This window comes from Rhodoblastus sp. 17X3, assembly GCF_030056575.1.
Taxonomy (GTDB): Bacteria; Pseudomonadota; Alphaproteobacteria; order Rhizobiales; family Beijerinckiaceae; genus Rhodoblastus.
In genome coordinates, this window is the sequence record NZ_JASHHX010000011.1 from 62,189 (window position 1) to 88,531 (window position 26,343).

Genomic DNA, 26,343 nt, shown 5'->3' on the forward strand with positions numbered 1-26,343 from the left:
TGGATCACGCCGCCGTCGCGCGGCGCCGCCCGAGTATCTCGTGATAGATCGCGCCGACGCGCCTCACATGACGCTCCAGCGTCGGCGGGTCGACCCAGAACCGGTCATAGCTGGCGTCCGACATCGACGCCACGAGAGCATCGTCCTTGGCCTTGACCAGAGCCCGCGCCAGCGACTCCACATTGGCGCTCTCGAACCACAGCCCCGTCTCGCCATCATCAACTTCCTCGCGGCCCGCGCAGCCGTCGGAGACGATGACGGGCGTGGCCATGGCCTTGGCCTCCAGCACGGTCAGCGGCTGGCCCTCGTACCACAGGGACGGAAAGACCAGCGCGCGCGCGCGGCGCATCAGCAATTTGATCTCGCCGGCCGATTTCCAGCCCAGCAGCCGCGCCTCCGGATATCTCTCGCGCAATTGCGCGGCGGCGGGACCGTCGCCGGCGAAAACCGGCGTGACGCCCGCCTTTCGCGCGGCCTCCGCGAAGAGGAACAGGCCTTTTTCGGTCGAGAGCCGCCCGACGAACAGAAAATTTCCAGTTGCTGGCGTGGTCTTGCGGCCCAGATCGAGGCAATCGATCGGATTGGAGACGGAATGGACGCGCGCGCCCTCCGGCAGTCGCCGCGACACCACCCCCGCCTGGAAGCGCGAGATCAGGATGAAATCCTCGAAGGTCCGGGGCAGCCCGGCGACGCGCTCCATCACGACCTGCCGGAGGTTGCGCCAGAGCTTCTGCGTATAGGCGCGGGAGTCGCAGTGGGTCGCCCAGCAGGCTGCTGAGAGCGGCTCCAGCTTGCAGACATGATTGTCGGGGAAATTGTAGAAGCCGCCATTGGGACAGAACATGAAATATTCGTGCATCGTATAAAGGGCTGGCAGGCCCGAGCGCCTGATCGGCTGCGCGATGGCGGCCGAAAGGGCCTTGGCCCAGCCATGCACGTGGACGATGGTGTTTTCGCGCGGCAGGCGGTCAAGCAGCCTCCCCATTTCGGCGGCGGCATGGAAATTCCACACGCCCTGCACGGCGGCGGCGCCTTTGGACGAACTGCCGAGCAGATCGGGCTGGTGGAGGCAGACCACCTCCACGCCTTCCTCGGCGAGGCGCGGATCGACCGGCGCGGCGGCCGCGAAGACGATCGGGTTGTAGCCCGCACGCTTCAGCCCGAGCGCGCTTTCGAGCGCGACCTTGGCCTGCCCGCCCGTGATCGAGGCGTGATCGATCGCGATGACGATATTGATGCAGGAACCCGTTTCGCTCATGAATGCTCCCGCCGCGCGGCGTTGGTGCGCGGATTATCGCTGACAAGAATTTTCGGAAGGCTAATTGGACATGAATAAAGCCCTCGGCGTTCTTAATGCTTGCGCAGGCCTGTTCGGAGCTTGCGGCGTCGCGGCGGCGGCCGCCGCGGCGCATCTGCCGGGCGGCGAGCATCTGAACGCCGTCGCCCTGATCCTGCTGGCCCATGCGGCGGCGCTGCTCGCTTTGACGCCCCGCGCGCGGCCAGGCGAACCGGTCGCCCGGCTCTGGCTTGCCTCGGCCGTCGCCCTCGCCGTGGGAGCCGCGCTGTTTTCGTCCGACGTCGCCTTGCTGACGCTGCGCGGCGCGCGCCTCTTTCCGATGGCCGCGCCGACCGGCGGAACGATCCTGATCCTAGGCTGGCTCGTCGCGTTTCTCGCTGGAATGACAGGGCTTTCGCGGCGCTACCGTTAATTAACGGCGAGGCGTTATCGTCCCAGCCGCTCCACCCACGGGTCCGGGATGAAAGTCGCGATTGTTCATGAATGGCTGGTGACGCGCGCGGGCTCCGAAAAGGTCGTGGAGGAAATCCTCCGGCTTTATCCGGAGGCCGATCTGTTCACCTTGATCTGCGCCTTGCCGCCCGGCCAGGACGACATGCTGCGCGGCCGCAAGGTCACGACCTCCTTCCTGCAGAACCTCTGGGGCGCCAAGACCCGCCACCGTTCGTTCATGCCGCTGATGCCGCTGGCGATCGAGCAATTCGACCTTTCCGGCTATGATCTGGTCATCTCCTCGTCCCACGCCGTCGCGAAGGGCGTGATCACCGGGCCGAACCAGATCCACATCTCCTACATCCATTCGCCCATGCGCTACGCCTGGGACCTGCAACACACCTATCTGGTCGAATCCGGCCTCACGCGCGGCGTTCGCTCGGCATTGGCCCGGCTGCTGCTGCATTACCTTCGCATCTGGGACCTGCGCACCGCCAATGGCCCCGAGCGCATGATCGCCAATTCGGCCTATATCGCGCGGCGCATCGCCAAGGTCTATCGCCGCAAGGCCGATGTCGTGTATCCCCCGGTCGATGTCGCCGCCATGCCGTTCTCCGCGCAGCGCGAGGACTTCTATCTCGCGGCCTCCCGCATGGCGCCTTACAAGCGCATGGCCTTGATCGTCAGCGCCTTCGCCCGCATGCCGGACAAGAAGCTGATCGTCATCGGCGACGGGCCGGAACTGCCGCTGGTGCGCCGGCTCGCGACCTCGAATATCACCGTGCTCGGCTATCTCGGCGACGCGGCCCTGCGCGACCACATGCGCCGCGCCAAGGCCTTCGTCTTCGCGGCGGAGGAGGATTTCGGCATCATGCCGGTCGAGGCCCAGGCCTGTGGCGCGCCGGTGATCGCCTTTGGCCGCGGCGGCGCGCTGGAGACCGTGAGCGGGCTGGCGGACGAAAGCCCGACCGGGATTTTCTTCGACAGCCAGAGCGAAGAGGCCATTGTCGAGGCCGTGGGACGCTTCGAGGCCGCCGCCGGCCGCTTCACGCCCGAAAACTGCCGCACCAACGCCGAACGCTTCTCCGCCGAGGCTTTCCGCACGGCGTTCAAGGGAATCGTGGACGAAGAACTCGCCCGCGCGGCCCCTTTCCTGAGATCATCGCAAAAGCGCCAGCCCCTCGGAGCTGGCCGCTTATGCGAGGGAATCCCCGATCGCGACCCATCGCGATCAGGCGCAGGGATGTAAATTCGCATTTGCCGATTGCCGCGGCGGCGCGGATGATTATCTTGTCGCCATGAAATTCAACATCAGATGGGTTCTGGCCGCCGTCGTCGCCGCACTGGTCGCGCTGGCCGCCGCTCCCTGGACCGTCTCGCAAAGCGCGCAGATCGACGCCATCGAGAGGGCAATCAAATCCGCGTCCAACGCGCGGCTGGTCTCGCACGGACGCTCGGTCTTCGCGATGCTGCCGCGACCCCATATCCGTATCTATGACGTCAGTCTCGATTTCGACGACGGCCTCGCGGCCGTCACGGCGTCGAGCCTGCGCGTCGACCTCGGCCTCGCCGGCCTGTTCACGCGGCGGCTCGACCTCGCCCGGGTGACCCTCGCCGACGCCGTCGTCACCCTCGACCCCTCGCGCTCGATGCTCGGCGCGGGCCTTCCGGGCATGTTGCGGACGCCGCCGGGCGACATCGAAGTGACCAATGGCCGAGCGCTTTTGCGCCGCGGCGCGGGCGAAAAGCCCGAAATGATCGCCGATTTTTGCGAAGCGCGGCTCGAATTCAGCCGCGCCAGCGCGCCGGTTGCACTCACCGGACATTGCGTGCTGCCCTTGCTCGGCGACGACCGCGCGCCGACCCGCTTCGCCCTCTGGGTCGCCAAGCCCGACAATCTTCCGCGCGGCGAGGAAAGCCCCATCACCTTGCGCGCCGATGGCGAGGCCGTGCAGATCAATATGAACGGCGCCTTTGCCTTGGCGCCCAAGCTGCATTTCCGGGGCAGGATAGCTGGGGTCGCGCCGTCTCTGCGCCAGGTCACGCAATGGTTCGGCCTCACCCTGCCGCTGCCGGGCCATTATCGCAATTTCTCGATCAAGGGCGACGCGACGCTCGATCAAAGCCTCTTTTCGATCGCGCCGATCGCCATCACTGTCGACGGCAACTCGCTCGACGGCGCCGCCTCCGTCCGGCTCGACGGGCAGAGGCCGCTGATCGCCGCGACCCTGGCCGGGTCCGACGTCAATCTCGCCCCGATGTTCGAGAATGTTCCCGCCCCGATTTCCGGCGGACAGTGGAGCCGCGACAATTTCACCCCCTCCCATCTCGGCGCGGCGGACCTCGACCTGCGCCTTTCCGCGAGCCATGCGCGTCTGGGCGACTTCCAGGCCGACAATGTCGCCGTTTCGGCGATCCTCAAAAACGGCAGGCTCGACCTGTCGCTCGCCGGAGCATCGGCCTATTCCGGCCTCGCCCACGCTCGCGCGATCATCGCCGAAAGCCCCGAGGGAGTTGATGTGCGCGGCTCCGCCTCAGCCGAAAAGATCGACGTCGCCGCCTTGTTCTGGGACGTGTTCAGGCGCCAGTCGCTTTCCGGCGCCGCGCTCGCGAATGTCAGTTTCGAGACTGGCGGCGATTCCTTCTACGATCTCGCCAGCCGGCTTGATGCGCGCGGCGACTTTACGGTGGAATCGGGCGAGATCTATGGCATCGACCTCGGACTCGCCTTCCGGCGGCTGGAGCGGCAGCCGCTTTCCGCCGGCGTCGAATTGCGCTCAGGGCGCACCTCATTCGACCGCCTGTCCGCGAAATTCAATATCGTCCAGGGCCAGGCCGAGATTGAGGACGGTCTGGCGCGCGACGATCACACCACCGTCGCCTTCTCGGCGCGGGCGCAGATCCCTGATCGCACGGTGGATCTGCACGCCATCGCCACCCGCGCGCCGGCCGCCGCGCCCGACGGCAAGCCGCTGCAAATTGGCTTCGCCTTGTCCGGCGGCTGGGACGACGCGGCGCTGACCCCCGACGCCCTCGGCCTGATCCGGCGTTCGGACGCCGCGGCGCCGCTGCTGCCCAAGCCTGCGCTCACGCCCACGCCCACGCCGACGCCAACGCCACCGCCGCAAAACTAAAACAAGGTGCTTCACCGGGGCTCGCCATGTTCATTCGGCAATTCGAATATCTGGACGCCCTCGCGCGCGAAAAGCATTTCCGCCGCGCGGCGGAGCTTTGCAATGTCTCGCAGCCGACCCTCTCCTCCGCCGTCGCGCAACTGGAGGACGAACTCGGCGTGCTTCTGATCGAACGCGACCCGCGCTTTCAGGGCCTGACGGCGGAGGGCGAGATCGTCCTTTCCCGCGTGCGCCGCGTGCTCGTCGAAATCGAGATGATGCGCGCAGAAGTCGCCGAGGCGCGCGATGGGTTGACCGGCAAGCTGCGGTTCGGCGTCATTCCCACCGCCTTGCCGCTCGCTGTCCATGTCACGGCGCCCTTCTGCGCCGCCTGTCCGACGGTGACGCTCGAAGTGCTGTCGCTGACCTCGGGGCAGATCCTGGAGCGGCTGGCGAATTTCGAACTCGACGCCGGCATGACCTATCTCGACAACGAACCGCTGCCCGGCGTCGTGGCCAAGCCGATCTATGCGGAAACCTATTGCCTGCTGACCCGCGCCGACGGCCCGCTCGGCGACCGCACGTCGATCACCTGGGCCGAGGCGGCCGAGCTGAAGCTCTGCCTGCTCACGGGCGACATGCAGAACCGCCGCATCATCGACGGCATTTTCCGCTCGATCGGCAAAACGCTCAAGCCGGCGATGGAAACCAACTCCATCTTCAATCTCTGCACCCATGCGGCTTTGCCCGGCGTCAACAGCATCGCGTCGACGCAAGTGCTGGAACTGTTCGGACCGCCACAGGGCGTCAAGGCGCTGAAGCTGATCGAGCCGGAAGCGCGTCGCATGGTCGGGCTTGTCGTCGCCGACCGAAACCCGGCGCCGCCGCTGGCGCGAAAGCTGATGCAGACAGCGACGCCTTTACCCCCGCCCGATTGAAGCCTCAAGCCGCAAAGCCGGAAAAAATCGGAACATTGCCCGCGCCCGAGCGCTTGTGGTTCAATCGCTTCGCTTTCCCCGGAGGACCGCCGTGACGCCGCATGTCGAAATCCTCCTCGGGCGCGAAGCCCTGCCCGGCGACCTCGCCCTGCCGCCCGATCGGCGCGGCCTCATCATTTTCGCTCATGGCTCCGGGTCGAGCCGCTTCAGCCCGCGTAATCGCCGCGTCGCCGAAGCCCTCAACGCCGCCGGCTACGCCACTTTGCTGTTTGATCTTCTCTCGGAGGAGGAAGCGCGCGACCGGCGCAATGTCTTCGATATCCCTCTGCTCGGCGCGCGCATGGCCGAGGCGATCGACTGGGCGCGCCATGACGAAAGGGTCTTCGCCGCGCCGATCGGGCTATTCGGCGCCAGCACCGGAGCGGCGGCCGCGATTCACGCCACGGTCGCCCGCAAAGACGAGGTCTCCGCGCTGGTTTCGCGCGGCGGTCGGCCGGACCTTGCCGAAACCTGGCTCGGCGCCCTGTCCGCGCCCGCGCTGTTCATCGTCGGCGGCGAGGATCGCGAGGTTCTGGAGCTCAATCGCGCCGCGCAGAGACAATGCCTCGGGCCGACGGAATTGAAACTGGTTCCCGGCGCCAGCCATTTATTCGAGGAGCCGGGCGCGCTGGAGCAGGTTCTGGCGGCCGCCGCCGAATGGTTCAACCGCCATCTGCGCCCCCGCCCGGTTCTGTTCCGCGACCGGGTTGCGGCGGGCCTCATTCTCGCCAACGCCCTCGTCCGGCGGGCGCCCTCCCGCCCTGTCGTTTACGCCCTGCCGCGCGGCGGCGTTCCAGTCGGCGCCGAGATCGCTCGCTCGCTTGGCGCGCCGCTTGACCTCATATTGGCGCGCAAGATCGGGGCGCCGCAAAATCGTGAGCTTGCGCTCGGCGCCGCCGTGAACGGCGACAAGCCGGAAATTATCATCAACCGGGAGATCGCGCACGCGCTTGGGATCGGCGAAGCCGAAATCCGCCTTCTCGCGGCGCCCGAATTTGCGGAGATCGAGCGCCGCCGCGCCGCCTATCTCGGCGACGCGCCGCCCATCTCCGCGCGCGGCCGGACCGCGATACTGGTCGATGACGGCATCGCGACGGGAGCAAGCATGGAGGCTGCGATCCACGCGCTCAGACGCCGCATGCCGCAAAAACTGATTCTGGCCGTTCCCGTCGCGCCGCCCGACTCGCTGGAGCGCCTTGGCGGCATTGTGGACGAGGTCGTCTGCCTCGCTGCGCCGGCGGATTTCTATGGCGTCGGCCAGTTCTACCGCGAATTCCACCAGCTCGATGACGCCGAGGTCGTCGCGCTGATGGAGGAGTTCAAGAGCGGGAGCTGACGCGGACGCGCTTCCTGCGCCGGACCCCGACGCCGGAGCGCCAATATTGGCCGTTATTGCGCCTTGGACGCCGCCGGTTTCGCTGCCGGCGCCGCCGCCGGGGTCGCCACGGGTTTCTTGCCCTGAACGCCGCCCAGCGCCGCGATCGGCTCGCCGGGAATATCCGCAGGCGCCATCGTCTCGTCGGGCAGGCGCGTCCAGACGCGGGTCTGGCCCAGCAAAGGCGTACCGATATAGCCGCGCAGGTTGAGCTTCTTGTTGTCCGGGGTGACGTCGAGCTCTGCGCTCCAGACCTTGCCGTCGCGCGGATCGAGGATATGCCCGTCCTCATATTTCGCGGCGCCATGGCGCTTCATGCCATAGACGATCACGAGACCCATCATCGGCTGGTTCTTCTTTTCGCCGGTGCAGGCCTTGCACAACGGATCGTCCGGCGGCTCCTCCGGATAGGTCACGGCCTTGACCAGGCGACCCTCATAAAACCCGTTTTTTTCATAGAAATAGAACACGCCGCCGGGGCGCCCGTCATCATTATAGGCCTGCCAGAAACCTGTGAGCAGCGGGCCTTCCACATGTGCGGCGGCAGCGGCCGGCGGGGGCTTAACCGTCTCCGCGACGGCGGAAAAGCCCGTCGTCAGCATCAGCGCGGTTGCGCCGAGAGAAACGCCAAGCGACAGCCCGAGCGTAACGCCAAGACCGGAAAAGGCGCGCGGAAGCCGCGCGTTTTGTTTGGAGCCTGATGTTGGGCGCATGAGCGCTCTCCTGAGGTTCTGCGCGACGCGGAGGATGCGCGATCCTGCCAGCGATCCATGGAAAAATTCAGACGGGGACAAAAAAATCAAACGCCATTGCTTTCGAGCATCTCGCGGCAAGGCTTGGACAATTTGGCTCTGTTCTCCTGCAGGCAGGAGAGAAAGGCGCCGTCGCCGGCGTCCGGCGCAATCTTGTGACAGAATTTGCGAACGTCCGGACGGCAGGCGGCGTCTTGTTCCTTGGTTCCGCCGGCGAAGGCGGCGCCGCCGGAAAGGCTCAGTAACGCGAGTGAAAACGCCACAACCCGAATCTTCATGAATCTTCCTCCAATTCTTGCACGTTTAAAGCCGAATTCAGACATTCTCTGGGCGTTCGGCTTTCGGGGGCTTGCCCATCAGGATGGGCTGGAACAAAACGGCGGCGGCCAAAGTGCAGGCCAGCGACAAGGCCAGCAATTTTCCCATGCTGGACGTGCCGGGATGACTGGAAAACCACAGACTGCCGAAGGCGGTCGCTGTGGTGGCCGCTGAAAAGATCACCGCGCGGGTCAGGCTGGTCTGGAGCAGGTCTGTCTGCCCCTGCCGCCACGCCATGATGTAATAAATCTTGAAGGCGACGCCGACGCCGAGCAGAAGCGGCAACGCGATGATATTGGCGAAATTCAGCGGCATGCCGATCAGGACCATGATCTCCATGGTCACGACGCCCGCAAGCGCCAGCGGGATGAGCGTCAACGCCACGTCTCGCGGCTTCTTGAGCACCAGCATCAGAATGACAGCGATCGAGACGAGCGCCAGCGCCCCGGCCTCGACGAAGGCGCTGACGACGGTGTCGCCCGCTTCCAGAATCGACACCGGCCCCAGAATGGCCTCCGGCTCGACCTTGAGCACGGCGCGCGCGAAGGAGCGCAGATTGTTCGGATCGCCTGAATTGTCCTTGGGCGTGGCCGAAATGCGGGCGCCGCCGGCGGGCGTCATCCAGTCGCGCACCAACACCTCGGGCAGGTTCTCGCGGGTGACGACCTGCGGGCGCAAGGCCTTGCGGAGATTGGCGAAGTCGAAGGCCAGTGGATCGACCAGAGCCGCCCGGGCCGCCTCGCGCCTGTCCGGCGGGGCCGACGCAAGCGTCTCCAACGCGGCCGCGAGCCGCCGCGCCGCCGCGCCGCCGGTTTTCTGCGCCGCGTTCTGCGGGGCGTCGGCGGCCTCGACCAGCTGTTCCGCCGCCTCCTTCAAGGCGTCGATATTTTCGGCGTCGACCATAGGCGCCTGCGGCGTTTTAGGCTCCAGCGCCGGCAGCAGTTTGGTCGCCGCCTTGGCGATCAGGGCGAGCTTCTGCTCTTGATCGCGGGGGATGAAGCTGGAAAGCGTGCGCGCCTCAGCGACGTCGGGCAGCGCCGCCAACTCGGCGGCGATCTTGTCGGCCTGTTCGAGGGTCGGCGCGATGGCCTGGACGGCATAGACGCCATTGTCCGGGTCGCGCGCGAGTTCGAGAAAAGTGGCGACCGATTCGGTGTGCGGATCGCGCAGATTGATCGGGTTGAAGTCGAAACGCAGCCAAAAAAGCAGCGGCAGGCCCGCGACGACGACCAGAGCCGTGCCTGCTATGATGCCGACGCGATGGCGCGACATGAATCTGTCGACCGGCGCAAGCTGCGCAAAGCCGAGCGGCTCCGGCTCGCCGGGAGGGTTGAACAGGGCGATCAGCGCCGGCAGGAAGGTCACGCTCACCGCGAAAGCGACCAGCATGCCGACGCCCGCGATCTGGCCGAGCTCCGACACGCCCTTGTAGTCCGTCGGCAGGAAAGACATGAAGCCCGCCGCTGTCGCCAGTCCGGCGAGGGTCAGCGGCGCGCCAAAATAGAGCGCAGCGCGCGAAATGGCGGCGCCAAGATCGTCGATCTCATGGCGCTCGGCCCGGTAGCGGACGCTGAACTGAATGCCGAAATCCACGCCGATGCCGACGAACAGCACCGCGAAATAGACGGAGATCAGATTGAACGAGCCGACCATAGCCAGCCCGAGCGCGGCGGTGACGGCGAGGCCGACGAGAAGATTGATTCCGACCGCAAGGATGAGGCGGCCCGAGCGCAGCGCGCGCCAGAGGATGAACAGGACGATCGCCGCCGTGATGGTTCCGTCGCGCGCGGCGTGCTCCTTGATGGTTCCAAATTCCTCGTCGGCCATGGCGACCGGGCCGGTCAGGCGCACATTCGCCCCATAGGCGGGAAGAATTTCGGCTGCGGCCTCGCGCAATCTCATGCTGGCGGCGAGGCCCGGCTGCACGGACGAATAATCCATCGCCGGACGCAGCTGAATTACGCCGCGCAATTCGCCCGGCGTGGCGGGGCGCCCTTGCGTGACGACCCGCCAGGAGAAGGTCGCGGGATGGCCGGCGTTGACGGCCTCGACGGTGGTTGCCGCGGCCTCCAGCAGCCCGGTCATCTGGTCGAGCTTCACCCGGTTGGACGTGACGCCGAGCAGGCCGTCCTCCAGCCCGGCGACAAGCCCGACCAGGCTCATGTCCGACGCGAGATCCTGAATAAGGGGCGTCCCCTGCTCCAACCCGTCCAGGGTTTCGCGCAAAGCGTCGGTCGGCAGGAACAGCAGGCCGTTCTGAGCGAAAAAGGGCAGGCCCGCGATATAGGCGACGTCCGAGAAATGCGCCTTGTCCTCCGCCAGCCGGTTCGCCAGCGCGGTCGAGGCTTGCGCCGTCAGCTCCGGCGTTGGCGCCTCGACCACCGCGTAAAGCATTTTCAGGCGGTGGAAGGCGTTCTCGAAAGCCTTTTCGCGCTTGCGCCAGGCGAGATCGTTGGAAAGGAGGTCGTTGACGTCCGAATTGATGTTGAAATGGGCTGCCGTGTAGAAGCCCGCGCCCAGTCCGAGCAACAAAAACGCCACCGTCACGCCGCGCGCATGGCGGACGCAAAATTCGACGATTCGGACGATGGTCGTGGTAAGCATGGGCGCGGGAGAGTTGCGTAATAAACGTGCGAAATCAAGCGAAAGCGCGCGGAAAGATTGGGCCTCGCCTGCGCGGCGCGCGTCGCGGCGGGAAATGTTAACCAATCCGAAGGCGCCCACGGGTTACAGGAAAGTTCGCGCCCTTGGCGGCGTCTGGTCGGAATTCCGTGAAAAGCCGAACCCAAGCATTGCAACATCCCGTTTTTTCATCGCGCGCGCGAGACCCCAGGGCGGATTCGGCCCCCGCCGGGTCGCGCGCCGCGTTGGATCATTTCCTGTTTGCCCCCTACGAAAGAATGGGCGGCTCTGGAGATATCTGGCTCTCCGGCTGCGAGGCCATGGCTCCGGCGGCCCGAGGCCATGCGGCGGCGGAAGCCGCTTTCGCAGGCCTGACGACAGGCGCCGCGCGTCCCCTGCCCCAATGGTTCGAAGAGCTGCGCGGACGTATTGCAGCTCTGTTTGGCGCGCCCGGCTGCGACGCCATTCTGGCCCGGTCCGAGTCCGGGGCCGAAGATATTTTCGACGCCCTTGCGCGCGCCGCGCTGGCGCGGCCGGTCGTCCGCATCGCGGCGGCCTCGCCCGAACGTCCCGGAGACTCCGAGCCAAACAACCCGGCCTTTGCGCTCCGCGACCGCTACGGCCTGCCCCGGGACGCCGACGCAGTCGACGCCGAGGCGGCGCGTCTGGCCGCCGAAGCGATCGCACAAGGCCGCGACGTCGCCCTCCATCTGGCCGATTGTTCGGAAAGCGGGCTGGCTGGCCCGACGCGCGCCGCCGCCGAGGCCATTGCCGCGTCCTTTCCCGGTCGGGTGCTGGTCCTGATCGACGCGCGCCAGATGCGTTGCGCCCCGCAGCGCATCGCTGCGGATCTTCGCGCGGACTTCGCCGTTCTGCTTTCGGGCTCGACCTTCGCGGGCGCGCCTCCGGGCGCCGCCGCGCTGCTGCTTCCCCCCGGATTGGCTGAGCGGATTGAAACTTTCGCGCTTCCGGACCTCGTCGCCACGCGTTCGGCCGCGATGGACTGGCCGCCGCACCTGCGCGACCGCATGCGCGGCGAATTTTCCGCGCTCGCCGATCTTGGCCTCGGTCTGCGCTGGGAATGCGCGCTGGCGGAGCTGGAAACATTTTTCGCGCTCGCGCCTGAGCCGCGCGCGAAAATCGCCGCCGCCTTCGCGCGCGAAATCCGCCGCCACCTTGCCGGAGCGCCCGCGCTGAAGCTGATCGACGATGGCTGGCGCGCGGAGGAATCGCGCATGATCTTCCCAATCCTGACCTTCGACGAGCGGGGCCGCCCGCTCAAGACCGAACCCTTGCGCCGCGCCCTCGCGGAACCCGGCGCCCGTCGCGGCGGCTGGGCGGCGCGCGGACGGCCGGTTCACGTCGGGGCGCCCTTGCGCATCGGCGCCATGAAGGCCCTGCGCCTCTCCCTGAGCGCGCCGCCGGTCAATGACGTGGCGGAACGTTTGAGCGAAGGCCGCAATTTCGCCGCCGCCTTCCAGCCTCTGGCGGACGATCTGCTGGAAGCCTTCAGCCTGTGGAGCGAAATCGCGGCGGCGGATTAGCACTCGTCCTCAGCGGCGCATAACGTTCAGGCCAGGGCGCCAAGGCCGAGCAGGAACGCGAACAGCGCCTGGGTCTGGGCTGTGCGCGCCAGCACGGCGTTCAGCTCCTGCCCCGGGGGCGTGGCGTAAAGTCTTTTTGCCTGCGCCAAGGCTAAAGGCGCCGCGCCAAAGGCGAGCCAGAGCGTGCGCTGCGGCGCGAGGGCGATCAGCACGCCGAGCAAAAGGAAGGGCCCCGCCATCATGGCCGCGAACAAGATGCGTGAAGCGCGCGGACCGGCGACAATGGCCAGGGTCCGGCGCCCGACGCGGGCGTCGGCGGCGGCGTCCCGGACATTATTGACCATCAGCACGCCCGCCGCGAACAGGCCGAGCGCGAGCCCCGCCAGCATTGGCTCGGGCGCGAGCGCGCCCGCAGCGAGCCAATAGGTCCCGCCCACGGCGCCGAAACCGAAAAAGGCGATGACGAATAATTCGCCAAGCGGCGTGTAGGAAATCGGCGCCGGACCGCAGGCGTAGGCCCAGCCGGACAGGAGCGAAAGCGCGCCAAGCGCCACGATCGGCCACCCGCCGACGACGGCCAGATAGAGTCCGCCGAGCGCGGCGAGCGCGAAACAGCCGAAAGCCGCACGCTTGATCTCGCCCGGCGCGAGCAGGCCGCTGGCGGCGGCGCGTTTCGGGCCGAGGCGGTCGGGCCCGTCGCCGCCGCGCTCGAAATCCCCGGCGTCATTGAACAGATTGGTCGCGATCTGGATGCACATGGCGGAAAGCGCCGCGACAAATATTGGAGGAAAATACACCCGGCCCGCAAAAGCGTGAGCGAAACAGGCGCCGACGAAGACCGGCGCCAGCGCCATGGAGAGCGTGCGCGGCCGTGCGGCGGCGATCCAGACGCGGAGGCGCGACGGGAGGTCCGGGCTTTGGCTCACGCTCATGTCGGTTCCTTTTGCAGCCGCAACGCGGCGGCGCGGCGCTCGAAAGCCACTATCACACTGCGCTCGAACTCGCTCGCGGCGAGCGGCGCCAGCGCGTTCAGGACGGAGGAAGAAAATTCCAGATCGAGGTCGCAGGACAAAAGGCAGCCCTCGCCCTCCGGCTCGAACAGCCAGCGCAGGCGGAAGGCGCGGAGCGCCCCCAGCCGTGACTGGATCACCAGTTCGCGCGGCGGATCTTCACGCGCCTCGCTGACGAAGGATAGGCGCAACGGCCCTAGTCCGAAGGCGTTCTCCACCCGCCGCACCCCGCCGTCGCGCGAAAGGATGCGCGCGCGTCGGCAATGGGGGATGAACGCCGGATAGGATTCGATGTCGTTGACGAGAGCGAATAGTCTTGACGGCGCGTCATGCGGGAAGAATTTCGTGAATTTGCGCCGCATCGCTCTCCTTTCGCCGCTCCAACCGAAGATCCGTGCTATTTGCGGAAGCGCAACTTTCCGGGCGCGCGGGAATTGTAACCTCGGGCAAGCCCTCCGCCCAGCGCCAGGATTCTTCGAACAGCGAGCGCGCCATGAGTCTCGAACAAGTCGCCCATTCCCTGCTCGCCGAAGCCTTGCTCGCCACCGGCGGCGACGCCATTCTCGCCGTGGATCGCGACGGGATCATCACGTTCTGGAACCCCGGCGCCGAACGCATCTTCGGCTTCGCGCAGGAGGAGGCGGTCGGCAAGCCGCTGGAGATCATCATTCCGGATTCGCTGCGCGCGCGGCATGACGAGGGCTTCCGCAAGACCATGGCGACTGGAGAGACGCGCTATGGCGCGGGCGAGCTCCTCGCCGTTCCCGCCCTCACCCGCGACGGGCGGCGCATCTCGATCGAATTCAGCATCGTGCTGATGCGCGACGCCTCCGGCGCGCCCGAGGGAATGGCGGCGATCATGCGCGATGTCACCGCGCGTTTCGAGGAAAGCCGCGCGCTGCGGAAAAGGCTCGCCGAACTGGAGCGCGCCGCTCAGCTCATGGCGAAGGCGACGACCAGCGGCAGCGTGACGTAAGAGGCGAGCGTCGAGAGCAGGACGAGGCCGGCGACCTCATCGGGATCGGCGCCATACATCCGGGCGAAGAGATAGTTGAACACCGCCACCGGCATGGAGCTTTGCACGATCAGCACGCCGCGCTCGATTCCGCTCATGCCGAACAGCCAGGCGACGAAGGCCCCGCCCGCGACGCCCATTCCGATCCGCGACAAAGCCAGAACCGTCTGCCGCGCCTTGTTGGTGGCGCGGAATTCCGCCAGTGCGGCGCCAAGGCCGAGCAGCATCAGTGGGATGGTGACATTGCCGACCATGGTCAGCGTGTCGGTCAGCCATTTCGGCCCGACAAAGCCGATCTGGGCGCAGACCACGGCCACGATTGCGGCGTAAAGAAAGGGCGCGCGAAACAACCCGCCCAGCGTGACCTTGCCGCGCGCGATCGCTGGGCCGAAGCTGAATTGGCCGATGGTCGTGACCGTAAAATAGATCATCGCCAGCGCGAGGCCGCGCTGGCCGAACGCGAACAGGCAGATCGGCAGGCCCATGTTGCCGATATTGGGAAAGACCAGCGACGGCAGATAGACCCGCTGCGACAGGCCCGCGAGACGCAAGGCCGGCGCCGCAATGAGGGCGAAGAGGATCAGGCAGGCGAGGCTCGCCCCGCCCATGCGCCACAGATCGGACAGGGCGAACTGCGTCTTTGACAGCGTCACGAAAACCAGCGCCGGCGCGCCCAGCCGCGTGACGATGCGCGTGACGAATTCATGATCGAATGGCAGCCCGCGCCAGCGCCAGACATAGCCGGCGCCCGTGACGAGCATGACTGGCGCGGCGATCCCCGCAAGCGAGGCGAGCAGCGTCACGCCCATGGCCAAAACGCCGGAATTTCGGACAAGGCGCCCTCGCCGCTGGTGAAATTTGCCGCCCGGCGCCCGCGCGCCGATTCAGCCCCGCAAACCTAGCGCCCGCGGCGGCGCGGCTGCAAGCCGCCGGAGGGCGGATTGTTTTTTTACGATCGGCGGGGCCTAATCGCGCCCGTCCTCGGAGAGTCTTATGTTTTCGCTTCTGGCCCAAAAACGTTTCGCGCCCCTGTTCTGGACGCAATTCCTCTCCGCCTTCAACGACAATTTCCTGAAGAACGCGCTGATCTTCCTGATCATGTACAAATTGTCGGGGCCCCATGCGGAATCCCTGATCACTCTGGCGGGCGCGGTGTTCATCCTGCCCTTTTTCATCCTGTCCGGCCTCGGCGGCCAGCTGGCCGACCGCTACGACAAGGCGATGATCGCGCAAAGGCTGAAGCTGGCCGAATGCGTCGCCGCTTTGGTCGCCGTGGTTGGTTTCGTCGAGCAATCCGTGCCGCTGCTTTTTGGCGCTTTGGCCCTGTTCGGGATCATCTCGACCCTGTTCGGCCCCATCAAATACGGCATCCTGCCGGACCATCTCGAAAAATCGGAACTGCCCGCGGGCAACGCCCTGATCGAGGGCGCGACCTTCATCGCCATCCTGCTCGGCACGATCGTGGCCGCGCTCGCCTCGCGCGACGGCGGCGACCCGACCAAAATTTCCGCCGCCATGCTGCTGGTCGCGCTGGCCTGCTATGTCGCCAGCCGCTTCATTCCGCCGACCGGAAACGAAGCGCCGGACCTGCGCATCGATTCCAACATCTTCCGTTCCACCCGCGACCTCCTGAGCGATCTCTGGGCCGATAAGCGACTTTGGCGCGCGGGCGTGATGGTCAGCCTGTTCTGGATGTTCGGCGCCATCGCCCTGTCCGTCCTGCCGCCGATGATCAAAATGCGCATGGGCGGCGAGGAGATGGTGGTCAGCATCTATCTCGGAGTCTTCGCGATTTCGGTCGCGCTGGGCTCAGGGCTGGGCTCCTTCCTGTGCAGCGGCCGCATCATGCTGCTGCCCGCGCCGCTGGCGACCCTGGCCCTGGGCTTTTTCTCCGCCGAACTTGCGTTCGCCCTCCATTCCATGCCGCCTGCCGCCACGCAGTTGAGCGTCAGCGCCTTTTTCCAGAACCCCGCCGCCTGGCGCGTGAGTTTCGATCTCGCGGGCATGGCCCTGGCGGGCGGCGTGCTGGCGGTGCCGAGCTTTTCCGCCGCGCAGGCCTGGGCGCCGATTGAAAAGCGCGCGCGCGTCGTCGCCGCCATCAATATTCTCAACGCCGCCTTCATGGTCGTCGGCGCGTTCGCCGTCGCGCTGCTCCAGGCCGGCGGCCTCGGCCTCGATGGCGTGTTTGGCCTGATGGCGCTCGTCGCGGCGATCAGCGCCGTCTGGATGCTGGCGCGGCTGCCGACGAACCCGATGCGCGATTTCCTCTCGATCCTGTTCGTCGCCTTTTACCGCCTTGAGGTGAAGGGCCGCGACAATATCGCCAAGGCGGGCCCCAACGCGATCATCGCGCTCAACCATGTCAGCTTTCTCGACGCGGCGCTGGCGCTCTCGGTGCTCGACCATGATCCGGTCTTCGCCATCGATTCCAGCATTGCGCAGCGCTGGTGGGTGAAGCCCTTCCTGCATTTTGTGCGCGCCATTCCGCTCGATCCGACCAAGCCGATGGCCACGCGCAGCCTGATCCACGCCGTCCGCAATGGCGAGACCCTTATCATCTTTCCAGAGGGCCGCCTCACCGTCACCGGCACGCTGATGAAGGTCTATGACGGCGCCGGACTGATCGCGGAAAAATCCGGCCGCAAGGTCGTCCCCGCCCGCATTGAAGGGCTGGAGTCCTCGATCTTTTCGCGCCTTTCGCGCCGTCAGGCCCCGCGCCGCCTGCTGCACAAGGTCACCTTGACCTTTCTGGAGCCGGTCGAACTCAAGGTGGACGCAAACCTGCGCGGCAAGGCGCGGCGGCAGGCGGCGGGCGCCGCGCTCTATGAGATCATGTCCGATCTCTTTTTCCGCACCGCCGATCTCGACCAGACGATCTTCACCGCCGTCGCGGCGGCGGCGCGCAAGCACGGCATGGGCCGGATCGCACTGGAGGACCCGGCCTCCCCCGCCCTGTCCTATCGCAAGCTGCTGATCGGGGCGCGCCTGCTCGGCGAGCAATTCGCGCCTCTCGCTCCCGCAGGCCAATCCATCGGCCTGATGCTGCCCAACGCCAATGGCGCCGGCGCGGCCTTTCTGGGCCTTGTCTCCGCCAACCGCCCGCCCGCGATGATCAATTTCAGCGCCGGTCCGGCCAATGTCCTTTCCGCCTGCGCGGCGGCGGAAGTGAAGACCATCGTCACGTCCTATGCCTTCATCGAAAAGGCCAAGCTGCAAAATCTGGTCGAGCGCGTCGGCGAAAAGATCGACTTCCTCTATCTGGAGGACCTGCGCGACAAGATCTCGACCTTCGAAAAGCTGCACGCCTTTGTCCGCTGCGGCGCGCCGATCGTTCCGGCCAAACCTCAAGATCGCGCGGTCATCCTGTTCACCTCCGGCTCGGAGGGCGCGCCCAAGGGCGTCGTGCTGTCGCATCGGAACCTTTTGTCCAATGTGGCGCAGGCCGCCTCGCGGATCGATTTCGGCCGCGACGACCGGCTGTTCAACGTGCTGCCGATTTTCCATTCCTTCGGCCTGACGGGCGGCCTCGTCCTGCCGCTGGTTTCGGGCGTGCCGATCTATCTTTATCCCTCGCCGCTGCATTATCGCGTGATTCCGGAGCTGATCTACGCGACCAACGCCACCATCCTGTTTGGCACCGATACGCTGCTCAACGGCTACGCCCGCTCGGCCCACCCTTACGACCTGCGCTCGCTGCGCTACATCATCGCGGGCGCGGAGGCGGTGAAGGAATCCACCCGCCGGCTCTATGCGGAGAAGTTCGGCCTGCGCCTGCTCGAAGGCTATGGCGTGACCGAAACCTCGCCCATCCTCGCCCTCAACACGCCGATGTTCAACCGCTTCGGAACGGTGGGGCGGCTATGTCCGGGCGTGGAGCCGAAGCTCGAAAAAATCGCGGGCATCGACGACGGCGCGCGCCTGCATGTGCGCGGCCCCAATATCATGCTCGGCTATCTGCGCGCCGAGCGGCCGGGTGTGCTGGAGCCGCCGCCGGAGGGCTGGCACGACACCGGCGACATCGTGGCCATCGACGCGCAGGGTTTTGTCGCCATCAAGGGCCGCGCCAAGCGCTTCGCCAAGGTCGGCGGCGAGATGATCTCGCTTGCGGCGGTGGAGACTCTCGCCGCGCTCCGCTGGCCTGACGCCAAACTGGCCACGGTCGCCCTGCCCGATCCGCGCAAGGGCGAAAGGATCATCCTCTGCACGGATCATCCGGGCGCCAGCCGCGCCGATTTCATGGCGGCGGCGAAGGCGCAAGGCGCGTCAGAGCTGATGTTCCCGGCGCAGGTGCTGGTGATCGACAAGCTGCCGCTGCTTGGCTCTGGCAAGACGGATTACCCGGCCTTGACCACCCTGGTCTTGGCCCGGCTGGCCGATCAGGCAGGCGCCGCTTAGCGGTCGCCACCCCAACAAGGCGTTACGGATCAAAAATAAGGATTTCTTGAGAAAAGTGGCGCCGATTTTGCTGCGCTGCACACATGGAATGAGAGAGGCGAGCCATGTGTGAGATTATCCAGTTCCAGGCCAAAAGAAGCAGCTATCTCCGCCGCAAAGCAGATAAATATGCGGAAATATCCAGCCATCACGCCGCCCGCGTCGAATGGCTGAAGCGAAACGGCGCCCCCCTTGCCGATCAGGTCCGGGCGTCGCTCGACGCCGAAAAGGCCGATCACGACTGCCGCGAAATTGTGCAGACATTGGCTGAACTGCCGGATGACGCGCCGCACGACCTCCATTCCTAGCGCTTCGTCCGAATTCGCGAGGACCGGATATGGAATGTTCCGGCCCGAGTGAATATCTCCGCCCGGATTGGCAAGACAGGCCGTAAAAGCGCGCGCCTGCGGCGCCGGAACCCCGACGGAGACGGATGTTGAGCGATATTCTGGTGGTATGCCCGCAATGCGGCAAGGTGAACCGCGCCGGCCGGGAAAAGCTCGCGGGCGGGTCGCGGCCCGATTGCGGCGCCTGCGGCGCGCCGCTGTTTCCGGGCGTTATCGAGGCGAGGGACGACGCCGCTTTCCAGCAACATGTGGCGCGCAGCAGCCTGCCGATCGTCGTCGACTTCTGGGCGGCATGGTGCGGACCGTGCAAGGCGATGGCGCCGCAATTCGCCGCCGCCGCCAGGCAGCTTGACGCGTCGGCGCGTTTCATCAAGGTCGATACGGAAAAGCTGCGCGAAACCGCCGCACGTTTTTCCATCCGCAGCATCCCGACGCTCGTCATGATCTCGGAAGGCAAGGAAATCGCGCGCCAGGCGGGAGCGACCAACGCCAATGCGATCGTCCACTGGGCGCAGAGCCACATGCAGCGCGCCTGATCCCGCGCCGTCCCCCGATGGCTCAGGCGGCGCCGCAGGACTCCATTTTCGAATAATCGATCTTTTCGTCGAAAAACTGCGAAGAAATCTGATCGACGCTGGCGATATGATTCGCCATCTTCTGCGCCAGCGTGAAGCCGATCAGATGCCGGCGCATTCGTGGCTCGGCCAGCGCGAAGGCCTCGCGCAGCGCCTCCGCTTCGGCGAGCAGCGCGGCATGCTGCCCGCGATGACACGGCAGGACCGGGACGCCGACCCGCTCCATTTCCGCCTCCTCGCGCGCGAAATGCGCGGCCAGTTCCGCGACAATGGCGTCGAGATGCGCCGTCAGGCCGTCGTCCGCGATCTTCGGCGTGCGGGCGAACATCTGTTCAAGGGCGTAATGGTCCTCGTCCATGACGCGGACGCCCAAAGGCAATTGAGGCAATTGAGGCAATTGGAGCAATTGGGGCAGTTTCATGCGATCCTCTTCAGCGAATGGGACCGGTCAGTCAAGGCGGGGCCGCAGCAAAGCCGGGCCATAGACGAGGGCGAAGCCTAGAAAAGCCGCGACCCAGGCGAAAGCGGCGACGTGGAGCAGGACGAAGCTCGCCTGCGGCGCCAGGGCCGCACAGATCCGCGTGGCGGCGGCGAGCAACACGGCGGCGTAGACGAATTTCGTTCCCCATCCCGCATGCAGCGCGCGCCCGGTATGGCCGAGGCTGGCGCGCGTCATCACGGCGAGAGTCATTCCGCCGATCGCGCCCACGCCCCAGGCGTGGATTCCGGCGCTCGCCGGAACCGCCGGAACAAAGGCGGCCAGCCCGCTCAGCACGAAGCCGATCGGCACGAAAAGAAAAGCAAGGTGCAGGATCGCCACCAGCGGATCGCCCGCGGCTCGGTCGCCCGCCCAGCGCGCCAGCCGCGCGGCATTCAGGAGGCCAGCCGCGATCAGGGCCAATCCGACCGCCCTGTTCTCGGGCGCCAGCACCCAGCCGATCAGCGAAGCGACAGAAACAGCCATGCAAATTCCGTCGAAGCGCACGAAGGTCTGCGGCAGCCGCCCTGCGCCGCGACGCTGAAGAAAAGTATGGGTGAAGCTCGGCACGATGCGGCCGCCAATCAGCATGATGAGCGCGATGATGACCGCAAGAGCGAAGCGCCGGCCATGCGCGGCGTCGCCGGTCAGATGCGCCTCGATATGAAAGGCGGCATTGGCGACGAGAAGCAGCGTGACGACGATCAGCACCCGCAGATTTCGCTTGTTCTTGCCAGCAAGAATTTCGCGCGCCATGGCGGCGCAGAGCAGCGCGAGAAAGGCGCAATCGACCAGCGCCGCCAGCGCCCACCCAATCTGGCCCGATAGCGCCACCGCCACGCGGCCCGCAAGCCAGACCGAAAAGAGCAGCAGCAGCGGACGCCCCTGCAATGGCAGACGGCCGGTCCAGTTCGGCACGGCGGTCAGGAGAAAGCCGGCCACAACAGCGGCGCCATAGCCGAACAAAGCCTCATGGGCGTGCCAATCCATGGGCTGGAAAGCGTTGGCGAGGGTCAGTTCTCCGAAATATTGCGGCAGCCAGACCATGACCGCGACGACCGCCCAAAGCGCGCCGGCAAGGAAGAACGGCCGGAAGCCATAGCTGAACAAGGCTGGCCCGGCATAGCGACGTCGGCTTCTGATTTCGGACATGACATTTCCCTGGTTGCGCTCCCTCGGCTAAACCTTCCGGGTCTTCGCGACCTTGTGCGCGGACAAACAATCGGCGTTTTCAGGGGCGTTTGCATGGAGCCACTCGACCTGAACTCGCGCCAGCGGGCTCCATGCCCAAAGCCGGAGGGCGCGCATATTCCCGGGCTCTTCGTCGCGCCCAAACACAGCTTCGGGATCGCTTTAGGCCCAGCGCCGTCTCAGGGCTGTAGCACGTAGCTCCCCGGCGCCGCTTCAAGGACTGGATAGCCCTTTTCCGGCGCGCCCAGCGGCGGCGGCTCCGCACGGCCGTGCGATTGCCGCTCCAGCCAGGCCACCCAGGCCGGCCACCACGAGCCCTGCTCGACTTTGGCGGCGTCGCGCCAGCTATCGGGACTGGCGTATTGCGCGCCCGCCGGGCGGTGGGATGCGCGATAGCTGCGGCCCTTGTGGCCCGGCTCGCTGACGATCCCGGCGTTGTGGCCGCCGCTCGTCAACACGAAGGTCGTGTCGACATCCTCCAGCAGGTTGATCTTGTACACCGAGCGCCACGGCGCGACATGGTCCTTTTCCGTCGCGACCACGAACAGCGGCGCGCGAATATCGCCGAGAGAAATGGGCTCGCCGCCCTCGACGCGATAGCGACCCTCGAACAGGTCGTTGTCGAGGAAAAGTCGGCGCAGATATTCGCTGTGCATGCGATAGGGCAAGCGGGTGCCGTCAGCGTTCCACGCCATCAGATCGTTCATCGGCGCGCGGCGGCCCAGCAGATATTCCTGCACGATGCGCGAGCCGATGAGGTCGCTCGACCGTAACAGCTGGAAGGTTCCAGCCATCTGTTTGGCGTCGAGATAGCCCTGCTCCCACATGACGTCTTCGAGGAAGCTCAGCTGGCTGTCGTCGATGAACAGGGTCAACTCGCCCGCTTCGGTGAAATCCGTCTGCGCCGCGAAGAGCGTCACGGAATTGAGCGCCTCGCTGCCCTGCTCGGCGAGCCAGGCGGCGGCGATCGACAGCAACGTGCCGCCGAGGCAATAGCCGACCGCATTGACCTGCTGGCCCGGGACGATGGCCTGGATGGCCTTGAGCGCCTCCAGCACGCCGAGGCGCAGATAGTCGTCGAAGCCGAGATCGCGGTCTTCGGCGTCCGGATTGCGCCAGGAAATCATGAAGACTGTATGGCCGCGATCGACCAGATATTTGACCAGCGAATTCCCCGGCGAGAGGTCGAGAATGTAATATTTCATGATCCAGGCCGGGACGAACAGCACCGGCTCGGCCTGAACCTCGGTCGTCGCCGGCTTGTATTGAATGAGTTCGATCAGACGATTGCGATAGACCACCGCGCCGGGGGTCGCAGCGACCGCTTCGCCGGGGCGGAATTTCTCGGCGCCGATAGGCGGCTTGCCGCCCGCCTCCCGCTCCCAATCGGCCCAGAAATTCATCGCGCCGCGAATGAGGTTCTGCCCGCCTTCCGCGAGCGTGGCCTGGAGAACGTCCGGATTGGTGGCGATGAAATTGACCGGCGAGACCACGTCGAGCGCCTGCCGCCCCATGAAATTGACGACCTGCTCGTGATGCGGCGAGACGCCGCCGATCCCGGTCGTCGCATTGTGCCACCATTGCTGGTTGAGAAGAAACCATTGCTGGAAGAAGCAGAACGGCGGCTTGCTCCACGCTTCGCTCTTGAAGCGCGAATCCTGCGGCAGAGGCTCGATGCAGGGTTCGCCAGCGGGGTTGCCGCAGGCGCGCGCAACATGGTTGGCGAAACGGATGGCCTTGCGAAGCCCTTTTTGCGCCAATTGCTGCTGCTTGGCCGGGGAAGCCAGAAAATGCGACGCCCAATCGGCATAGGCCAGCCACAACGACGCCGGGGACAGCCCCATGGTGTAGCGCGCGAGGCCCGCATGCAGCAGGCGATCGAGCGCAGCCGGCGGATCGGTCTTTTCGGTTCCAGCGGCGCGCGGCGGCACGCTCCGCTCCAGCGGTCGGACCGCAACATTGGCCGCCGGAATAGCGAGAGACGCGGAGATCGGGCGCTTCGTGACCTGGACAGGCGCGAGCGCGCCGCCCGCGGCGGCCTCAGCTGGCGCGATTGCCGCCGGGGCCTTTGTCCGCGCGCGCCGCCGCGCGCCATTTGGCGACGGAGCTTCAGCGCTCATGATCGGTTTCCGCATCGTTCTCGCTCCACCTCGCGCGCGCCGCATGGCGCGAACCGCCCGGATCCCAGCATGAATATTCGGAACCGGCAATAAGGGGGATCAAATTGTCCTTTCCGAGAACGCCGACCCATCGACGCGACGTTTCATTCCAGGGAAAGCGCTCGTCAACGGCGTTTGAAACCGTCATTTTAACGCGGCGCCTCGCGCCGATCCTGTGGTATTGAGGCACGCGCAAACCGGGCGGCGGCCGACATCCGGCGCGGACCCGGCCCGATCGGCAAACCTTGGAAAGGCCCGCATGAAAATCGCTGTCGCAGGCATGGGCTACGTCGGCCTCTCCATCGCTGTCCTGCTCGCCAAAAGGCACAAGGTCGCGGTGCGCGATATTTCACCGGAAAAAGTGGCGAAACTGCTCCGCAACGAAGCCCCTTTCGCCGATCCGGAACTGCAGGAAGCGCTGGCGACCGCCGCGCTCGACCTGACGGCGACGCTCGACGCGCGCGAGGCCTATAAGGGGGCCGACTATGTCGTCATCGCGACGCCGACCGATTACGACCCGAAAACGAACGTGTTCGACACCTCGTCCGTCGAAGCCGCGATCGCGGAAGTGACGGCGATCAATTCCACGGCCACGATCGTCATCAAATCGACCGTGCCGGTGGGCTATACGAAGCATTTGAGCGAGACTCTCGGCAACAGCCAGATCATCTTTTCTCCGGAATTCCTGCGCGAAGGCCGGGCGCTCTATGACAATCTGCATCCCTCGCGGATCGTCGTCGGCGAGAAGTCGGAGCGCGCCGAAATTTTCGTGAACCTGCTCAGGGAGGGCGCGGTCAAGACCGACGTGCCCACCCTCCTGACCAATTCCAATGAGGCGGAGGCGATCAAGCTCTTCGCCAACACCTTCCTGGCGATGCGGGTGTCCTTCTTCAACGAGCTGGACAGCTACGCCATGGCGCATGCCCTCGATACGCGCCAGATCATTGACGGCGTCTGCCTCGATCCGCGCATCGGCGATTACTACAATAATCCGTCCTTCGGCTATGGCGGCTATTGCCTGCCCAAGGACACCAAGCAGCTTCTCGCCAATTACCGTGAAATTCCGCAGAATCTCATCCAGGCGATCGTCGCGTCCAACTCGACGCGCAAGGATTTCATCGCGGACGCCATCATCCAGCGCAATCCCGGGGTTGTGGGCATCTACCGCCTCGTCATGAAGGCCGGCTCGGACAATTTCCGCTCGTCGAGCATCCAGGGGATCATGAAGCGGATCAAGGCCAAGGGCATCGAGGTCATCGTCTACGAGCCGGCGCTGAAGGAAGTTGAATTCTTCCGCTCCCGCGTCGTCAGCGATCTCGACGCCTTCAAGCGCGAGGCCGATATCATCCTCTGCAATCGCCGATCCGATGTTCTCGCCGATGTCGCGGACAAGATCTATACGCGCGACCTGTTCGGCGCAGATTGACGCCCATCGACGCCGGACGGAATGGAGCGCCCGTCCGATCGCACGCGGTTAATGACAGGAATTGGCGCTATTAACGACGCGCCGCGATCGCGCCGGCGACTGGTTGCCTTGGCTGGAAAGTTGAGTTTAGCTGCACCGCGAAAGCTCGTGTGGCATTGCAGCAAAGGCGAGGTGACAGATGGGGCAGTCCTTGCTCGAAGCCGCCATGCTCGCCGTCAATCTCGCGCATGGACTCCATATCGAGGCGGCTGCGATTCTGCCGCCAGACTTCCGCGAAACGGCGATTGCGACGGAAAATCGCGCTTACCTCGATCAAATGGCCGCGCTCGGCTGCTCATCTGCGTCTGCCTGCGCCAATCCCGCCGGATCCGGGCGCTGCGCGTCCATCGCCGCCGCTGACGGAACGCAAACGCCGCCCGACGGCGTCGCCGTCGATTACGGCGGCGCGCGATGGAACGTCCAGACCAGCTATCATGGCTGGCCGGGCGAGACCGGAAGCTTAGCGATCCAGCCGGACGGGATCGTTTCGATCGCCGCGCGCGCAGGGAACCGGGCGTGGTTCGACCCGACGCGGAAGATCCGGGCGGAATTCTGCGGCCGCGAGCGTTTTTCCGAAGACGCCGAAATCCACCTGAAATTCAAGGTCCGGCTCGACGCCTCCAGCGTGATTTCGGGCCTCGACTGGATCATCATCGCCCAGATCCACCAGGCCGACATGCGCTATGCCGATGGCGCCTTTGTCGAGGCGTCTCCTCCTTTCGCGATCGCAATCGTCCAGGGCCCGAAAGGCGAGGAACTGGCCGTTTCCGGCGAGACCGCGGCGGTCCCGATGCGCGAACCGGAGATCGACCCGCCAACCGGCCTCCAGTCAAACGGTCCCGATGGGCCGAAATGGATCAAGCGCTTCGCTCCGCACAGGCAGATCGGGATCTCGGCGCCCTTTTCGCGGGGCGAATGGCATGAAATCGAATTTCGCTTTCGCGACGGTCACGGCCGGGCGGGCGCGGTCTTCGTATCTCTGGACGGCGCCGTCCTCGCGGACGAGAAGGGGCTTCCGACAGGCTATTCCTATGTGGACGACCTGCGGAACACCCCCTTCGCGGGAGGTCCTCAACTCATCGGGTCCTATGTCAAATTCGGCCTCTACGCCGGAAAGTTCGAGGGCGACCCTCCGCCGAACGTCTTTTTGCAGCTTCATTTCAAGGACGTTGGCTTCGGAAGCTGAGCCTTGCCACAGGACGGCCAATGACGACGCCCCTTGACTTGAATTCGCCACTC

22 protein-coding genes are annotated in these 26,343 nt (G+C 65.8%); 12 read left to right on the forward strand and 10 right to left on the reverse strand.

The window, feature by feature from the left end:
- Window positions 1-4 precede the first annotated feature (4 nt).
- Window positions 5-1,258 carry a glycosyltransferase family 4 protein gene (locus tag QM467_RS11815; RefSeq protein ID WP_283366526.1) on the reverse strand — a complete coding sequence of 418 codons (1,254 nt, stop codon included), beginning with the start codon at window positions 1,256-1,258 and terminating at the stop codon, window positions 5-7.
- A gap of 70 nt (window positions 1,259-1,328) precedes the next feature.
- On the opposite strand from QM467_RS11815, the gene QM467_RS11820 reads away from it, so the two are divergent.
- The 5 genes from QM467_RS11820 (at window position 1,329) to QM467_RS11840 (ending at window position 7,155) form a co-directional block, all read left to right on the forward strand.
- Complete coding sequence (locus QM467_RS11820; protein WP_283366527.1) at window positions 1,329-1,709, forward strand: DUF423 domain-containing protein; 381 nt, start codon at window positions 1,329-1,331, stop codon at window positions 1,707-1,709.
- 48 nt (window positions 1,710-1,757) lie between these two features.
- Window positions 1,758-2,978 (forward strand): glycosyltransferase family 4 protein, encoded by a 1,221-nt coding sequence (locus QM467_RS11825; RefSeq protein WP_283366528.1) that lies wholly within the window; start codon window positions 1,758-1,760, stop codon window positions 2,976-2,978.
- A gap of 49 nt (window positions 2,979-3,027) precedes the next feature.
- The gene (locus QM467_RS11830) at window positions 3,028-4,863 is read left to right on the forward strand and encodes an AsmA family protein (protein ID WP_283366529.1); all 1,836 of its coding nucleotides are present in this window, start codon (window positions 3,028-3,030) and stop codon (window positions 4,861-4,863) included.
- Window positions 4,864-4,889: 26 nt separating this feature from the next.
- Complete coding sequence (locus QM467_RS11835; RefSeq protein ID WP_283366530.1) at window positions 4,890-5,780, forward strand: LysR family transcriptional regulator; 891 nt, start codon at window positions 4,890-4,892, stop codon at window positions 5,778-5,780.
- Between the two features lie 91 nt (window positions 5,781-5,871).
- Entirely contained in the window at window positions 5,872-7,155 is a 1,284-nt protein-coding gene (locus QM467_RS11840; RefSeq protein ID WP_283366531.1) for a phosphoribosyltransferase family protein, read from the forward strand.
- Between the two features lie 53 nt (window positions 7,156-7,208).
- Here QM467_RS11840 and QM467_RS11845 read toward each other — a convergent pair whose 3' ends face one another.
- From QM467_RS11845 to hpnN, 3 genes are all read right to left on the reverse strand, one after another.
- Entirely contained in the window at window positions 7,209-7,907 is a 699-nt protein-coding gene (locus QM467_RS11845) for a DUF2147 domain-containing protein (protein WP_283366532.1), read from the reverse strand.
- 86 nt (window positions 7,908-7,993) lie between these two features.
- A complete protein-coding gene (locus QM467_RS11850) occupies window positions 7,994-8,224 on the reverse strand; it encodes a cysteine rich repeat-containing protein (protein WP_283366533.1) in 231 nt (76 codons plus the stop codon).
- A 37-nt stretch (window positions 8,225-8,261) separates the two neighbouring features.
- A complete protein-coding gene (gene hpnN, locus QM467_RS11855; RefSeq protein ID WP_283366534.1) occupies window positions 8,262-10,868 on the reverse strand; it encodes a hopanoid transporter HpnN in 2,607 nt (868 codons plus the stop codon).
- A 296-nt stretch (window positions 10,869-11,164) separates the two neighbouring features.
- Here hpnN and QM467_RS11860 point away from each other — a divergent pair, with 296 nt between their 5' ends.
- Window positions 11,165-12,430, forward strand: coding sequence for a hypothetical protein (locus QM467_RS11860; protein WP_283366535.1), 1,266 nt, complete (start codon window positions 11,165-11,167; stop codon window positions 12,428-12,430).
- Between the two features lie 26 nt (window positions 12,431-12,456).
- Here the strand turns inward: QM467_RS11860 and menA are convergent, their stop codons facing one another.
- Together menA and QM467_RS11870 are read right to left on the reverse strand one after the other, a co-directional pair.
- Window positions 12,457-13,362 (reverse strand): 1,4-dihydroxy-2-naphthoate octaprenyltransferase, encoded by a 906-nt coding sequence (gene menA / locus QM467_RS11865; protein WP_283366536.1) that lies wholly within the window; start codon window positions 13,360-13,362, stop codon window positions 12,457-12,459.
- Entirely contained in the window at window positions 13,359-13,802 is a 444-nt protein-coding gene (locus QM467_RS11870) for a type II toxin-antitoxin system RatA family toxin (RefSeq protein ID WP_283366537.1), read from the reverse strand. Before QM467_RS11870 ends, menA begins: the two co-directional genes overlap by 4 nt.
- Before the next feature lie 131 nt (window positions 13,803-13,933).
- On the opposite strand from QM467_RS11870, the gene QM467_RS11875 reads away from it, so the two are divergent.
- Entirely contained in the window at window positions 13,934-14,416 is a 483-nt protein-coding gene (locus QM467_RS11875; RefSeq protein WP_283366538.1) for a PAS domain-containing protein, read from the forward strand.
- Here the strand turns inward: QM467_RS11875 and QM467_RS11880 are convergent.
- Window positions 14,374-15,264, reverse strand: coding sequence for an AEC family transporter (locus QM467_RS11880; protein WP_283366539.1), 891 nt, complete (start codon window positions 15,262-15,264; stop codon window positions 14,374-14,376). The genes QM467_RS11875 and QM467_RS11880 overlap by 43 nt on opposite strands.
- A gap of 184 nt (window positions 15,265-15,448) precedes the next feature.
- On the opposite strand from QM467_RS11880, the gene QM467_RS11885 reads away from it, so the two are divergent.
- From QM467_RS11885 to trxA, 3 genes are all read left to right on the forward strand, one after another.
- The gene (locus QM467_RS11885; protein WP_283366540.1) at window positions 15,449-18,850 is read left to right on the forward strand and encodes an acyl-[ACP]--phospholipid O-acyltransferase; all 3,402 of its coding nucleotides are present in this window, start codon (window positions 15,449-15,451) and stop codon (window positions 18,848-18,850) included.
- Between the two features lie 104 nt (window positions 18,851-18,954).
- The gene (locus tag QM467_RS11890; RefSeq protein WP_283366541.1) at window positions 18,955-19,197 is read left to right on the forward strand and encodes a hypothetical protein; all 243 of its coding nucleotides are present in this window, start codon (window positions 18,955-18,957) and stop codon (window positions 19,195-19,197) included.
- A 128-nt stretch (window positions 19,198-19,325) separates the two neighbouring features.
- A complete protein-coding gene (gene trxA / locus QM467_RS11895; protein ID WP_446737769.1) occupies window positions 19,326-19,772 on the forward strand; it encodes a thioredoxin in 447 nt (148 codons plus the stop codon).
- Window positions 19,773-19,794: 22 nt separating this feature from the next.
- Here the strand turns inward: trxA and QM467_RS11900 are convergent, their stop codons facing one another.
- From QM467_RS11900 to QM467_RS11910, 3 genes are all read right to left on the reverse strand, one after another.
- Window positions 19,795-20,232, reverse strand: coding sequence for a hemerythrin domain-containing protein (locus QM467_RS11900; RefSeq protein WP_283366543.1), 438 nt, complete (start codon window positions 20,230-20,232; stop codon window positions 19,795-19,797).
- 27 nt (window positions 20,233-20,259) lie between these two features.
- Window positions 20,260-21,441 (reverse strand): NnrS family protein, encoded by a 1,182-nt coding sequence (locus QM467_RS11905; protein WP_283366544.1) that lies wholly within the window; start codon window positions 21,439-21,441, stop codon window positions 20,260-20,262.
- A 218-nt stretch (window positions 21,442-21,659) separates the two neighbouring features.
- Complete coding sequence (locus QM467_RS11910) at window positions 21,660-23,600, reverse strand: PHA/PHB synthase family protein (protein ID WP_283366545.1); 1,941 nt, start codon at window positions 23,598-23,600, stop codon at window positions 21,660-21,662.
- Between the two features lie 298 nt (window positions 23,601-23,898).
- Here QM467_RS11910 and QM467_RS11915 point away from each other — a divergent pair, with 298 nt between their 5' ends.
- Together QM467_RS11915 and QM467_RS11920 are read left to right on the forward strand one after the other, a co-directional pair.
- Window positions 23,899-25,065 carry a nucleotide sugar dehydrogenase gene (locus QM467_RS11915; RefSeq protein WP_283366546.1) on the forward strand — a complete coding sequence of 389 codons (1,167 nt, stop codon included), beginning with the start codon at window positions 23,899-23,901 and terminating at the stop codon, window positions 25,063-25,065.
- Between the two features lie 178 nt (window positions 25,066-25,243).
- Window positions 25,244-26,290 carry a heparin lyase I family protein gene (locus QM467_RS11920; RefSeq protein WP_283366547.1) on the forward strand — a complete coding sequence of 349 codons (1,047 nt, stop codon included), beginning with the start codon at window positions 25,244-25,246 and terminating at the stop codon, window positions 26,288-26,290.
- Window positions 26,291-26,343 lie beyond the last annotated feature (53 nt).

Excerpts from the sequence above, each read along its gene's own strand:
- QM467_RS11815 (WP_283366526.1), bottom strand. The coding sequence starts at position 1,258 with ATGAGCGAAACGGGTTCCTGCATCAATATCGTCATCGCGATCGATCAC.
- QM467_RS11820 (WP_283366527.1), top strand. The coding sequence starts at position 1,329 with ATGAATAAAGCCCTCGGCGTTCTTAATGCTTGCGCAGGCCTGTTCGGA.
- QM467_RS11825 (WP_283366528.1), top strand. The coding sequence starts at position 1,758 with ATGAAAGTCGCGATTGTTCATGAATGGCTGGTGACGCGCGCGGGCTCC.
- QM467_RS11830 (WP_283366529.1), top strand. The coding sequence starts at position 3,028 with ATGAAATTCAACATCAGATGGGTTCTGGCCGCCGTCGTCGCCGCACTG.
- QM467_RS11835 (WP_283366530.1), top strand. The coding sequence starts at position 4,890 with ATGTTCATTCGGCAATTCGAATATCTGGACGCCCTCGCGCGCGAAAAG.
- QM467_RS11845 (WP_283366532.1), bottom strand. The coding sequence starts at position 7,907 with ATGCGCCCAACATCAGGCTCCAAACAAAACGCGCGGCTTCCGCGCGCC.
- QM467_RS11850 (WP_283366533.1), bottom strand. The coding sequence starts at position 8,224 with ATGAAGATTCGGGTTGTGGCGTTTTCACTCGCGTTACTGAGCCTTTCC.
- hpnN (WP_283366534.1), bottom strand. The coding sequence starts at position 10,868 with ATGCTTACCACGACCATCGTCCGAATCGTCGAATTTTGCGTCCGCCAT.
- QM467_RS11860 (WP_283366535.1), top strand. The coding sequence starts at position 11,165 with ATGGGCGGCTCTGGAGATATCTGGCTCTCCGGCTGCGAGGCCATGGCT.
- menA (WP_283366536.1), bottom strand. The coding sequence starts at position 13,362 with ATGAGCGTGAGCCAAAGCCCGGACCTCCCGTCGCGCCTCCGCGTCTGG.
- QM467_RS11870 (WP_283366537.1), bottom strand. The coding sequence starts at position 13,802 with ATGCGGCGCAAATTCACGAAATTCTTCCCGCATGACGCGCCGTCAAGA.
- QM467_RS11875 (WP_283366538.1), top strand. The coding sequence starts at position 13,934 with ATGAGTCTCGAACAAGTCGCCCATTCCCTGCTCGCCGAAGCCTTGCTC.
- QM467_RS11880 (WP_283366539.1), bottom strand. The coding sequence starts at position 15,264 with ATGGGCGTGACGCTGCTCGCCTCGCTTGCGGGGATCGCCGCGCCAGTC.
- QM467_RS11885 (WP_283366540.1), top strand. The coding sequence starts at position 15,449 with ATGTTTTCGCTTCTGGCCCAAAAACGTTTCGCGCCCCTGTTCTGGACG.
- QM467_RS11890 (WP_283366541.1), top strand. The coding sequence starts at position 18,955 with ATGTGTGAGATTATCCAGTTCCAGGCCAAAAGAAGCAGCTATCTCCGC.
- QM467_RS11900 (WP_283366543.1), bottom strand. The coding sequence starts at position 20,232 with ATGAAACTGCCCCAATTGCTCCAATTGCCTCAATTGCCTCAATTGCCT.
- QM467_RS11905 (WP_283366544.1), bottom strand. The coding sequence starts at position 21,441 with ATGTCCGAAATCAGAAGCCGACGTCGCTATGCCGGGCCAGCCTTGTTC.
- QM467_RS11910 (WP_283366545.1), bottom strand. The coding sequence starts at position 23,600 with ATGAGCGCTGAAGCTCCGTCGCCAAATGGCGCGCGGCGGCGCGCGCGG.
- QM467_RS11915 (WP_283366546.1), top strand. The coding sequence starts at position 23,899 with ATGAAAATCGCTGTCGCAGGCATGGGCTACGTCGGCCTCTCCATCGCT.
- QM467_RS11920 (WP_283366547.1), top strand. The coding sequence starts at position 25,244 with ATGGGGCAGTCCTTGCTCGAAGCCGCCATGCTCGCCGTCAATCTCGCG.